The organism is Coralliovum pocilloporae (assembly GCF_030845175.1).
Classification (GTDB): domain Bacteria; phylum Pseudomonadota; class Alphaproteobacteria; order Rhizobiales; family Cohaesibacteraceae; genus Coralliovum; species Coralliovum pocilloporae.
The window spans coordinates 3,480,711-3,493,109 of sequence record NZ_CP132542.1 but is presented as its reverse complement, the minus strand read 5'-3'; the positions used below and the strand labels follow the sequence as shown (position 1 = coordinate 3,493,109).

The 12,399-nt window shown below is 54.6% G+C and carries 9 protein-coding genes; all 9 read left to right on the top strand.

Annotated elements, in window-relative coordinates; all coding sequences use genetic code 11:
* The first annotated feature begins 20 nt into the window (after nucleotides 1–20).
* Nucleotides 21–1,628, top strand: coding sequence for a ribonuclease J (locus tag RA157_RS15790; RefSeq protein WP_350336225.1), 1,608 nt, complete (start codon nucleotides 21–23; stop codon nucleotides 1,626–1,628).
* Between the two features lie 15 nt (nucleotides 1,629–1,643).
* Complete coding sequence (gene mce / locus RA157_RS15785) at nucleotides 1,644–2,048, top strand: methylmalonyl-CoA epimerase (protein ID WP_350334082.1); 405 nt, start codon at nucleotides 1,644–1,646, stop codon at nucleotides 2,046–2,048.
* Nucleotides 2,049–2,089: 41 nt separating this feature from the next.
* Nucleotides 2,090–2,356 (top strand): DUF1467 family protein, encoded by a 267-nt coding sequence (locus RA157_RS15780; protein WP_350334081.1) that lies wholly within the window; start codon nucleotides 2,090–2,092, stop codon nucleotides 2,354–2,356.
* A 722-nt stretch (nucleotides 2,357–3,078) separates the two neighbouring features.
* The gene (gene proS / locus RA157_RS15775; protein WP_350334080.1) at nucleotides 3,079–4,398 is read left to right on the top strand and encodes a proline--tRNA ligase; all 1,320 of its coding nucleotides are present in this window, start codon (nucleotides 3,079–3,081) and stop codon (nucleotides 4,396–4,398) included.
* A 51-nt stretch (nucleotides 4,399–4,449) separates the two neighbouring features.
* Entirely contained in the window at nucleotides 4,450–5,718 is a 1,269-nt protein-coding gene (locus RA157_RS15770; RefSeq protein ID WP_350334079.1) for a lipoprotein-releasing ABC transporter permease subunit, read from the top strand.
* On the top strand, nucleotides 5,715–6,416 hold the full coding sequence (locus RA157_RS15765; protein WP_350334078.1) for an ABC transporter ATP-binding protein: 702 nt from the start codon (nucleotides 5,715–5,717) through the stop codon (nucleotides 6,414–6,416). Before RA157_RS15770 ends, RA157_RS15765 begins: the two co-directional genes overlap by 4 nt.
* Nucleotides 6,417–6,823: 407 nt before the next feature.
* Nucleotides 6,824–10,276 carry a DNA polymerase III subunit alpha gene (gene dnaE / locus RA157_RS15760; protein WP_350334077.1) on the top strand — a complete coding sequence of 1,151 codons (3,453 nt, stop codon included), beginning with the start codon at nucleotides 6,824–6,826 and terminating at the stop codon, nucleotides 10,274–10,276.
* A gap of 230 nt (nucleotides 10,277–10,506) precedes the next feature.
* Nucleotides 10,507–11,307, top strand: coding sequence for a 30S ribosomal protein S2 (gene rpsB / locus RA157_RS15755; RefSeq protein ID WP_350334076.1), 801 nt, complete (start codon nucleotides 10,507–10,509; stop codon nucleotides 11,305–11,307).
* Nucleotides 11,308–11,458: 151 nt separating this feature from the next.
* Nucleotides 11,459–12,385, top strand: a complete 927-nt coding sequence (gene tsf / locus RA157_RS15750; RefSeq protein WP_350334075.1) for a translation elongation factor Ts — start codon at nucleotides 11,459–11,461, stop codon at nucleotides 12,383–12,385.
* Nucleotides 12,386–12,399: the final 14 nt, after the last annotated feature.

Below are 12,399 nucleotides of genomic sequence, written 5' to 3'. Positions count from 1 at the left end.
GGGGCGTTGGTGAAATCGGTATGAATCTCGGGCTCTATGGCATAGGGCCTGCAGATGACCGTACCTGGCTTGTGGTTGATTTCGGGATTTCCTTTGGGGACCCAAGCCTGCCGGGTGTCGATCTGGTGCTGCCGGATATCCGCTATCTGGAAGCCGAGCGGAACCGCATTGCCGGTATTGTCATCACCCACGCCCATGAGGATCATTTCGGAGCCTTGCCTTATATCTGGGACAGGCTGCGTGCGCCGATTTATGCGACACCTTTTACGGCTGGTCTGCTGGCTGCAAAACTGACCGGGTATCATGAGGAGAAAATCCCCGTGCGCCAGATTGTGCCTGGGGAGCGTTATGATATCGGGCCGTTCAATGTGGAACCGATCCCGGTGTCCCATTCGATCCCTGAGCCGAATGCGCTGGCAATCCGCACCGAGTTTGGTCTGACCCTGCATACGGGTGACTGGAAGATCGACCCCACACCCGGCATTGGTCTGCCTCTTCAGGAAGACGCGTTTCGCGCTCTCGGACGGGAAGGGGTGAAGACCCTGGTCTGTGATTCCACAAATGCTATTCGGGACGGGATTTCTCCAAGCGAGAAAGATGTGGGAGAAAACCTGCGCAAGATTATCCAGAAAGCCAAGCACCGGGTGGCTGTTACGACGTTTGCCTCCAATGTGGCACGGATCAAGGCGGTAGCAGAAGCTGCTGCTGCCAATGGCAGGGATGTGGTGCTGATCGGCCGTGCCATGCGCCGTATGGTCGATGTGGCGACCGAGCTTGGTTATATGGAGGGGCTTCCGCCATTCCTGGATCAGGATGCCTATGGTTATATACCGCGTGAAAAAGTGGTGGCGCTTTGTACGGGCAGTCAGGGCGAGAGCCGGGCGGCCATGGCGCGCATCGCCCGTCAGGAACATCCTGATGTGACGTTGAATGCCGGTGATCTGGCAATTTTCTCATCCCGTGCCATCCCGGGCAATGAAAAGAGCGTTGGTGATATTCTCAATGCCCTGGCCCTGCAGAAGATCGACATCATCACTGACAAGGATGACCTTGTTCACGTCACTGGCCATCCGCGCCGTGATGAGCTGAAGCAAATGTATGAGTGGACCCAACCGGACACGCTGATCCCGGTACACGGTGAACCCTACCACCTGCGGGAGCACGCGAAATTCGGGCGTGCTTGCGGTATCAAGCGGGTGGTTTCCGTTCTGAATGGTGACATGGTTCGCCTGCAGCCGGGCAAGCCGGAGGTGATTGATGATGTGCCGTCCGGCCGCTGGGTCAAGGATGGTCATATTATCGCTGACCCGGAACTGTGCGGCATTCGCGAGCGCCGCAAGCTGGCCTTTGCCGGATCAATCACCGTCGCCGTTACGCTGAACAAGCAGGGCGAGGTGGCTGCTGATGCCCTGTTTGACCTTAAAGGCCTGCCGGAAATGGACAACGGGGGCAAGCCGATGGTTGAGATTGTCGACAAGGCTATCTATGGGGTTCTCGACAGTCTGCCGAAGACGAAAAAGCGAGATACAGGTTTGGTCCGGGAGGCAATACGTCGTTCGGTCAGGTCGGCAGTGCTGCAGGTTTGGGGTAAGAAAACCCACTGCACAGTTCTGGTCTCTGTCGTCTGACGAAAGGAATTCCCCATGATCGGCCGCCTCAATCACGTTGCAATTGCTGTCTCTGATCTTGCTTCAGGCACGGCTGTTTATCAGTCCATGCTGGGTGCAAAGGTGTCGGAACCTCAGGCCGAACCCGATCACGGCGTAACAGTGGTGTTTGTTGAACTGCCGAACACCAAGATTGAGCTGCTGGAACCACTCGGCGAAAATTCTCCGATTGCCAGGTTTCTTGAGAGCAATCCGTCTGGTGGAATTCACCATGTCTGCTATGAAGTGGATGACATCATTGCAGCACGAGACCATCTGAAGAATGAAGGCGCTCGTGTTCTTGGAACAGGTGAGCCGAAAATCGGTGCACATGGCAAGCCGGTCCTTTTCCTGCATCCCAAGGATTTCTGCGGTACATTGGTTGAACTGGAACAGGCCTGACCTCGTAGACAGGGGATCACGGCAAGCGGAGCGCGCACATTATGAGTTGGGTAACCTGGACAGCGATTTACGTCATTGTATGGTGGATTATGTTGTTCGCTGTTCTGCCCATCGGTGTGCAAACGCAGGCTGATGCCGGTGAGCAGATTCTGGGCACAGCCCCCAGCGCACCGGTTAATCCACGGCTTGGACTGAAAGCTCTGCTGACAAGCCTGGTCGCTGCGGTGGTCCTCGGTGCGTTCTATTATGCGGTTGAGGTTCTGGGCCTGTCGCTTGATGATATCCCGATCGGGCCTGACTTTTCATGATTTGACAGGCTTGCTCTGGAGCTTGTTTCTTGGGAGCTTGCTGAGTGAACACGAGCTATAAACCTAATCTTATTGATAGACTTATCTTTTTTCGTAAGAAGATTGTCAGTTCACATAAAATTACTGATAGATCAGTCTTATTTTCTTGCGTCGACAAGCGAGGCGGCAAGGTCTTATATCTTAAGTTCTCGTACCCTGGAAATGTCCAGTATCATCGGATTGAACTGTCTGAAGTTGACTCTTATTTATCTGCTCTGAAATTAACTCAGCTGTCTTCAGTGTAAGAATAGCAACTTTTACGGATTGCCGGTGTGGAGCTTTGGTAACTCGCATCCACCAAAAAAAAATGCAAGGCCTGAGCCTTGCAAAAAGAAGTTCCGCGTCTCATCTCCGTAGCTCTTACGAGCGGCGGCAACAGTCGTGCGCCAGGAGATGTTCCTCCCAAGACTTAGACCGCGAGTAGGGGCAAATTGACAATTTTGTCTGTTTGACGCCACCTTTTTATTATGGGACGCATCATAATCAATGTGGGACATTTTGTCACCAGCCATTGACATGCTTCTGTCATTTTTTCGCCGATTTGATTAATTGCCCGAAAATCGCGGGAAAGTTGGATTATTTTGCACCTTCTGTGAGTCTTTCGCGTTCCTGCTCTTGTGTTTTGCGAGCGGTTACGGTTTCACTCATGCGAGCGAGTTCGAATCTAAAGCCAGGCCTTACCTATGCGTCTCTCCAGATATTTTCTGCCCATCATCAAAGAAAATCCGAAAGAAGCGGAAATCGTATCCCATCGCTTCATGCTGCGGGCCGGCATGATCCGTCAACAGGCTGCCGGTATCTATTCCTGGCTGCCGCTTGGATACAAGGTTCTGCAGAAGATCGGTAATATCGTCCGTGAAGAGCAGAACAGGGCCGGTGCGGTCGAGCTTCTCATGCCGACCATTCAGTCTGCGGACCTCTGGCGCGAGAGCGGTCGTTATGATGACTATGGCAAGGAAATGCTGCGCATCCAGGACCGGCATGAGCGCGATCTGCTGTTTGGTCCGACCAACGAGGAAATGATTACGGATATCTTCCGCCAGTCTGTTCGTTCCTACAAGGACCTGCCCAAGAACCTCTACCATATCCAGTGGAAGTTCCGCGATGAGATCCGTCCGAGATTCGGCATCATGCGTGGCCGCGAATTCCTGATGAAGGATGCCTATTCCTTCGATATTGATCAGGAGTCAGCCCGCAAGGCCTATAACCGTATGTTCGTTGCCTATCTCCGGACTTTTGAACGTCTGGGACTGAAAGCCATTCCGATGAAGGCTGACACCGGGCCGATTGGCGGTGATCTCAGCCATGAGTTCATCATTCTGGCCTCCACTGGCGAGAGCGAGGTTTTCCTCCACTCTGACATGCTGTCCATGCCGGTTCCGGGTGAGGACGTTGATTTTGACAGCGACCTGCAGCCAATCGTTGACAAGTGGACCTCAGTCTATGCAGCCACTGACGAGATGCATGACGAGGCAGCCTTTAATGACCTGCCGGATGATAATCGTGTGTCCGCACGTGGCATCGAAGTGGGTCATATCTTCTATTTCGGCACCAAATATTCTGCTGCCATGGGTGCCAAGGTCAGCGGGCCGGATGGTTCCGAGGTTCCTGTCCATATGGGCTCTTATGGCGTTGGTGTTTCCCGTCTTCTGGGTGCGATCATTGAAGCGAGCCATGATGATGACGGGATTATCTGGCCGGATTCCGTTGCGCCGTTCGATGCCGGTCTGATCAATCTGAAAGTTGGTGATGCGGAAACGGACGCGGCCTGTCAGGGGCTTTATGAGCGGCTGAGCAATGCCGGCCTTGATGTGCTCTATGATGATACGGATGGCCGTGCCGGTGCGAAATTCGCCACAATGGATCTCATTGGTCTGCCGTGGCAGATCGTGGTTGGACCAAAAGGACTGAAAAGCGGTGAGATCGAGCTGAAGCGACGGTCTACAGGCGAGCGTGAAAGCCTGTCGATTGATGCATTGGTGAACCGCCTGACCGCACAATAACCGCAATTCGCGGGCACACGCCCAGATCATTGAGCGGAAAGGGGACGGGAGATGTCTGAGCCAACCGGTACACGACCGTTTTCATCGTTTGAATGGATGATTGCGCTGCGCTATCTGCGTCCGCGGAACAAGGAAGCCTTTATCTCGATCATCGCCGGTCTGTCGTTCCTCGGCATTACCTTGGGTGTGGCCACACTGATTATCGTTATGTCTGTGATGAACGGTTTCCGGGCAGAGCTGCTGGGCAAGATTCTCGGCATTAACGGTCACCTGATCATCCAGCCGATTGATGAACCGCTGAGGGATTTTGATGGTCTGGCAAGTCGGGTTGAAAAGCTGGACTTTGTCAATGCAGCCATTCCCTTTGTCGAAGGGCAGGCGCTGGCATCCGGCAAGAATGTTGGTTCCGGGGTTCTGGTGCGCGGCATGACCCGCGCCAGCCTCGACAAGATGTCGCTTGTCTCCGGTAATATCCGGCAGGGTACGCTGGAGGGTTTTGATGATAGCGGCGGTGTTGCCATCGGCACGCGGCTGGCGGCGCAGCTTGGGCTTTTTGCGGGAAGCCGGATCACGCTGGTTTCTCCCAAGGGAGCTGTGACCCCGCTTGGTGTGGCTCCTCGCATCAAGAATTATGAAGTTGTGGCGATCTTTGAGATCGGCATGTCGGAATATGATTCCAGTTTTGTCTTCATGCCGCTTCCAGAAGCTCAGGCCTATTTCAATTCGCCGGACCAGGTGACCGCGATTGATCTTTATGTGGATGATCCCGACCAGGTGAAAGAGTATCGCCAGCCTGTAGAAGATGCGGCGGACCGGTCTCTGTTCCTGGTGGACTGGCAACAGCGGAACAGGACGTTCTTTTCTGCTCTTCAGGTGGAACGGAATGTGATGTTCATCATTCTGACCCTGATCATTCTGGTGGCGGCACTCAATATCATCTCCAGTCTTGTCATGCTGGTGAAAGACAAGGGGCATGATATTGCAATCCTCCGGACCATGGGAGCGACGCGCGGAGCTGTCATGCGGGTTTTCTGCATTTCCGGCGCGATGATTGGCGTGGTCGGAACCGTCGCCGGGTTCGTGCTTGGTGTGGTGTTCTGTCTGAATATCGAGACAATCCGTCAGGCTGTCTCATCCCTTTTGGCCACGGATCTCTTTTCTCCGGAAATCTATTTCCTCAGTCAGCTCCCCGCCAAGATCGACATGACAGAGACATTTGCCATTCTCTGTATGGCGCTTGTGCTGTCGCTGCTGGCAACCATTTATCCCGCCTGGCGCGCTGCGCGTCTCGACCCTGTACAGGCCCTGAGATACGAATGATGACGACGCAAGCTGCACCTCACGCATTGCTGCTGAATGGCGTAACCCAGTCCTACACCACCGGTGAAGACAGGCTTGATGTCCTGAAGGGTGTCGATCTGGCCATTCGTGCCGGAGAGATTGTTGCGCTTGTTGCGCCGTCAGGGGCCGGAAAATCGACCTTGCTTCATATTGCCGGTCTTCTGGAGAGACCGGCATCCGGCAAAGTGGCTATTGGCAATGTATCCTGTCATGATCAGTCTGACGACAAACGGACGGCTATTCGGCGGACGGAAATCGGCTTTGTGTATCAGTTCCATCATCTTCTGCCTGAATTTACCGCACTTGAGAATGTGGTGATGCCGCAGATCATCCGCGGCCTGAAGCGGAAGGAAGCGGAAGACCGGGCGAGGCAATTGCTCAAATATATGCGGATTGATCACCGGGCTGAACATCGCCCGTCCGAGCTGTCGGGTGGTGAGCAGCAGCGTGTGGCGATTGCCCGGGCCGTGGCGAATGTGCCGCGACTGCTTCTTGCTGATGAGCCGACCGGGAATCTTGATCCGAAGACCTCATCCTATGTGTTTGATGCGCTGCTGGCGCTTGTGCGGGGATCAAGGCTTGGTGCTCTGATCGCGACCCACAATCACGACCTTGCCCGGCGGATGGATCGCTGCATTACGCTGCATGAGGGACGGGCGGTCGAAATTCAGCTTTAGAGAATTTCCCGCTGTATCTGCGCTGTTGTTTCAAATCAGCTGATTCAGACATTGTTTACCTAATTTGTGAGGAAGAGTGGCCTGATTTCAATTGCGCTTGCAATGAGAACAAAAATAGAACAATATAAGTATTAAAGAGGAACATGAAGGAGGACGTTATGTTGTTTCGCGATGTTTTTGCCCTTGGTTCGCTTGTTCTGTTTTTCTCTTCTGCCGGGTTCTGGCTTGATATTCTGGCAAAAGGATACTGACCCTCACTCTTGACCGGAGGCCTTTCGGGCCAGGTTCAGAGGAGGCGCCCCGGCTGGCTTTTCGGGTGGTTTCTGATGTGACTTCTGGGGATTACCACCTGATCGGGATGGACTTGCAGTGCGGAAAGCCGCACTCTTGCCGAAAGGGAGAACTCCATGACCGCCGACCCGGGTTTCATTCATCTGCGTGTGCATTCAGCCTATTCGCTTCTTGAAGGGGCCTTGCCGCTTGCCAAGCTGGTCAAACTGGCTGTTGAGCAGTCAATGCCAGCGCTCGGTATTGCAGATACGGGTAATCTGTTTGGTGCACTGGAATTTTCCGAAAAAGCCTCTGGTGAAGGATTGCAACCGATTATTGGTTGTCAGCTCCGCGTAACCTTTGACCAGGGGGATACAGACAGTGGTCGTCCGTCAGGCCGAACCGAGAGTGATCCCATTCTGGTTCTGATTGCGGCCAATGAGGAAGGGTTTAACAATCTCGTCCGATTGGTCAGCCGGTCCTATCTGATGACGGAAGGGCTGCAGGAATCGCATGTCAGTCTGGATCAGCTCAGAGGGTTGACGGATGGTTTGATTGCGTTGACCGGCTCCACATCCGGGCCCGTCAACCGGGCGCTTCTGACCGGCAACAGGCAGAAGGCGGAAGCGTTGTTGAAAGAGCTTTCATCGCTCTTCCCCGGCCGTCTTTACGTGGAGCTGCAGCGCCATGGCATGGAGGAGGAGGTGCGGACGGAGGCTGCCCTTCTGGATATGGCCTATGCCATGGACCTGCCGATTGTTGCGACCAACGAGGCCTTTTTTCCCAGCAAGGACGATTATGAGGCCCATGATGCCCTGATCTGCATCTCTGAGGGCCGGGTTCTGATTGAGGACGACCGTCGCCGGTTGACTGCAGAGCATTATTTCAAGACTGCAGAAGAGATGGCGGCTCTGTTTTCTGATCTGCCGGAAGCGCTTGAAAACACCGTCGAGATTGCCCGGCGCTGTTCGTTCCGCCCGAAGACGCGCGCGCCCATTCTGCCTCGTTTTACTGAGGATGACGGGGTTACCGACGGTCTGGCTGCTGAGGCTGCGGAATTGCGACGGCAGGCTGAGGATGGTCTGAGAGCTCGTATAGCTGTGCATGGCCTTGCGCCGGATACGACTGAGGAAGAATATTGGGAGCGGCTGAATTACGAGCTCGGGATCATCGAGAGCATGAAGTTCCCGGGATACTTCCTGATCGTCGCCGACTTTATCAAATGGGCGAAAAGCAAATCCATTCCCGTGGGGCCGGGCCGTGGTTCAGGGGCGGGGTCTCTTGTGGCCTATTCTCTGACGGTGACGGATCTTGATCCGATCCGTTTTGCATTGCTGTTCGAGCGTTTTCTCAATCCCGAACGTGTGTCCATGCCGGACTTTGACGTGGATTTCTGTCAGGATCGCCGGGATGAGGTGATCGCGTATGTTCAGCAGAAATATGGCCTGTCCCAGGTTGCCCAGATTATCACCTATGGAACCCTTCAGGCCCGTGTTGTTCTGCGTGATGTGGGGCGTGTTCTGCAGATGCCCTATGGGCAAGTGGACCGTATCTGCAAGCTGGTGCCGTCAAACCCGGCCAATCCGACACCGCTTCCGAAAGCGCTTGAGGAAGAGCCGCGTCTTCAGGCCATGCGGGATGAAGAGCCGATTGTTGCCCGTCTGATCGAGATGGGCATGAAGCTGGAGGGGCTTTATCGGCATGCCTCAACCCATGCCGCCGGTATTGTGATCGGGGACCGGTCGCTTGAGGAGCTTGTCCCGCTCTATCGAGACCCGCGTTCGGATATGCCGGTCACCCAGTACAATATGAAATGGGTAGAACAGGCCGGGCTGGTCAAATTCGACTTTCTCGGCCTGAAGACCCTGACGGTGATTGATACGGCTGTTCAGCTTCTGACCAAGCGTGGTGTCGAGGTTGATATCTCGACGACACCGATTGATGACAAGGAAACCTACGACCTCTATTCGCGGGCCGAGACGGTTGGCGTGTTTCAGGTGGAAAGTGCGGGCATGCGGAAGGCGCTTCTCGATATGAAGCCCGACCGGTTTGAAGACATCATCGCGCTGGTCGCTCTCTATCGTCCGGGACCGATGGAGAATATTCCGGTCTTTAACGCCCGGAAGCACGGTTATGAAACGCCGGACTATCTGCACCCCAAGCTGGAACCGATCCTGAAAGAGACGTTCGGTATTATCGTCTATCAGGAACAGGTCATGCAGATCGCTCAGGTCCTGTCCGGCTACTCGCTTGGTGAAGCTGACCTTCTCCGCCGCGCCATGGGCAAGAAGATCAAGGCTGAGATGGACAAGCAGAAAGCCCGCTTTGTTGAAGGGGCTGTCAATCTTGGTACAGATCAGAAGGATGCTGATCATATCTTCGATCTTGTGGCGAAGTTTGCCAATTACGGCTTCAACAAATCCCACGCTGCGGCCTATGCGCTGGTGTCTTACTGGACCGGTTATCTGAAGGCCAATTATCCTGTCGAATTTCTTGCTGCGTCCATGACTCTCGATATGGGCAATACGGACAAGCTCAGCGAATTCCGTCGAGAGGCCCATAGGCTGGGTATTACGGTCGAGCCGCCATCGGTCAATCGCTCAGGGGTGGCCTTTGATGTGGATAAGGACGAGATCCTGTATTCGCTGGCGGCTATCAAGGGTGTCGGAAAAGCGGCAGCCGAGCATATCGTTGACCTTCGCAAGGATGGACCGTTCAAGGATCTGACGGATTTTGCCCGGCGCATCAATCCCCGCATTCTCAATAAGCGGACGCTTGAAAATCTGGTTTGTGCCGGAGCGTTTGACACGCTCAATCCGAACCGGGCGCAGATTGTTGGTGCCCTTGAGCTGGTCATGGGGCTGGCCAATCAGGAAGCACAGAATGCAGCGTCTGGTCAGGCCGATATTTTTGGTTCTGATGACAGCGCCCCGATGCTGGTTCTGCCGATGGTGATCGACTGGGCGCCCGCAGAGCGGCTGCAGCGAGAGCATGCGGCGGTTGGATTCTATCTGAGTGCGCATCCGCTTGATGAATATCGTGATGTTTTTGACAAGCTGCGCGTGCAGCTCTGGGCGGATTTCCAGAAATCGGTGAAGGGTGGCGCGCCTGCAGGTCGGCTGGCGGGCACGGTGACTGCACGACAGGAGCGGAAAACCAGAACCGGGAACCGCATGGGTATTGTCCAGATTTCCGACCCGACCGGTCAGTATGAAGCCGTGCTGTTTTCCGAAGCGCTCAACCAGTTCCGCGATATGCTGGAGCCCGGACAGAATGTCATTCTTCTGGTTGGTGCTGAAGACAGGCCGGAAGGGATCAATGTCCGCATCCAGACTGTTGAACCTCTGGAACGCAAGGCCAATGCAGTTCAGAAAGATATGCGGATTTTCATTCGTGATGAGGCACCGCTGACCAGTGTGCAGAAGTACCTGCAGGCGGCGAAGGGTGACGGGCATGTGAGCCTTGTTCTGCTTGGTGAGGGTGGGCAGAAAGAGGTGGAGGTCCGTCTGAAAGAACGATATGCCACCAGCCCACAGGTGGCGAGTGCTCTGAAGGCCGTGCCTGGTGTTGTTCAGGTCGAACTGGCCTGATCCATATCGCACTGCTTCATCGTGTTTGTGTTGTGACGACCGGCTTTATGGCGGAAAAAATGCTGCACATGCGTTGTCGTGGCTGTCTTTGCTCTTGTCATAACCCGTTTCTCCCCCTATAACGCGCGCATTCCACACGCGAAGTGTCGGGTCCGACTGTGTTGGTCGGGTCCATCCGGTGGCGAAAGCCCAACATTCGCGGAGGTTAAACCGGTAAAGGAGAAATGAGCATGGCTCTTCCTGAGTTCAGCATGCGCCAGCTGCTTGAGGCAGGCGTACACTTTGGTCACCAGCGTCACCGCTGGAACCCGCGCATGAAGCAGTTTATCTTCGGTGAGCGCAACAACATCCACATTCTTGATCTGACCCAGACTGTACCGCTTCTTGAGCGTGCACTGAAAGCTGTCAGCGACACCGTTGCTGGTGGTGGCCGCGTTCTGATGGTTGGTACCAAGCGTCAGGCTTCTGAATCCATTGCTGATTCTGCCCGTCGTTCCGCTCAGTACTACGTGAATGCACGTTGGCTCGGCGGTATGCTGACGAACTGGAAAACCGTTTCCAATTCCATTCAGCGTCTGCGTACGCTGGAAGCAACCCTCGATAATGAATCTGACGCACAGGCTTTCACCAAGAAAGAGCGTCTGACTCTGACCCGCGAGCGTGAAAAGCTGGATCGTGCGCTGGGTGGTATCAAGGACATGGGCGGCCTGCCTGACCTGATCTTCATCATCGACACCAACAAGGAATCCCTGGCTATCCAGGAAGCTCGTCGTCTGGGTATTCCGGTTGCTGCTGTTGTTGATTCCAACTCCAACCCTGACAATATCGATTTCCCGATCCCGGGTAACGACGATGCTGCTCGCGCTATTTCGCTCTATTGCGATCTGGTTGCCCGTGCTGCCATCGACGGTATTTCCCGCTCTCAGGGCGATATGGGCGTTGATGCCGGTGAGGCAGAAGAGGTTCTTGAAGAAGCTCTCGAAGACGGCGCTGCATCTGAAGAAGATGCGCCGGTTGCCGCTGAAGCCTGAGACCTTCCGTCTTAACGGTTGAGGTTATTTTGGTTGCCGGGCGGTTTCGTCCGGCAATTTCACATCTCTGGCATATAAGCCGGATAATGAGATTGAGATGACATGGGCGGTTTGCTACTGGCCGCCTTTAACGAAGCAAAGAGAGGCTGAGATGAGCATTTCTGCAGCTATGGTCAAAGAACTGCGCGAAACCACCGGCGCAGGCATGATGGACTGCAAGACCGCCCTGAAAGAAAACGACGGCAACATGGAAGCAGCCATTGACTGGCTCCGCACCAAAGGCCTGGCGAAAGCTGCCAAAAAAGCTGGCCGTGTCGCTGCTGAAGGTCTGGTTGGCGTTGCGTCTTCCGGTGCAACTGCTGCTGTTGTTGAAGTGAACTCCGAAACCGACTTCGTTGCCCGTAACGAAGGCTTCCAGAAACTGGTTTCTGACATTGCAGCAACTGCGGTTGAGTCTGATGGCACTGTTGAAGGTCTGGCTGCTGCCGGATATCCGGGCTCAGACAAGTCTGTTGCTGACACACTAACTGATGCTGTTGCGACAATTGGTGAGAACATGACCCTGCGTCGCGTCACCAAACTGTCTGTTTCTGAAGGTGTTGTTGCGTCCTACATCCATAATGCTGCAAGTGCCGGCCTTGGCAAGATCGGCGTTCTGGTTGCTCTGGAATCTGCTGGCGATGCCGCAAAGCTTGAAGCAATCGGCCGTCAGGTTGCCATGCACGTTGCTGCGACCAACCCGCTTGCTGCAACGACCGATGAGATGGATCCAGCTGTTGTTGCTCGTGAACGCGAAGTGTTCTCCGAGCAGGCTCGTGAAAGCGGTAAGCCAGACAACATCATCGAGAAGATGGTCGAAGGTCGTATCCGCAAGTTCTACGAAGAAGTCGTTCTGCTCAAGCAGACCTTTGTTATCGATGGTGAAAACACCGTTGAGCAGGCTCTGAAGAACGCTGAAGGCGACGTTGGCGCACCGATTGCACTGAAAGGCTTTATCCGTCTTGCTCTTGGTGAAGGCATCGAGAAAGTCGAAGAAGACTTCGCTGCTGAAGTTGCTGCGGCTACCGGCCAGGCATAATCTGTCGAAATCTG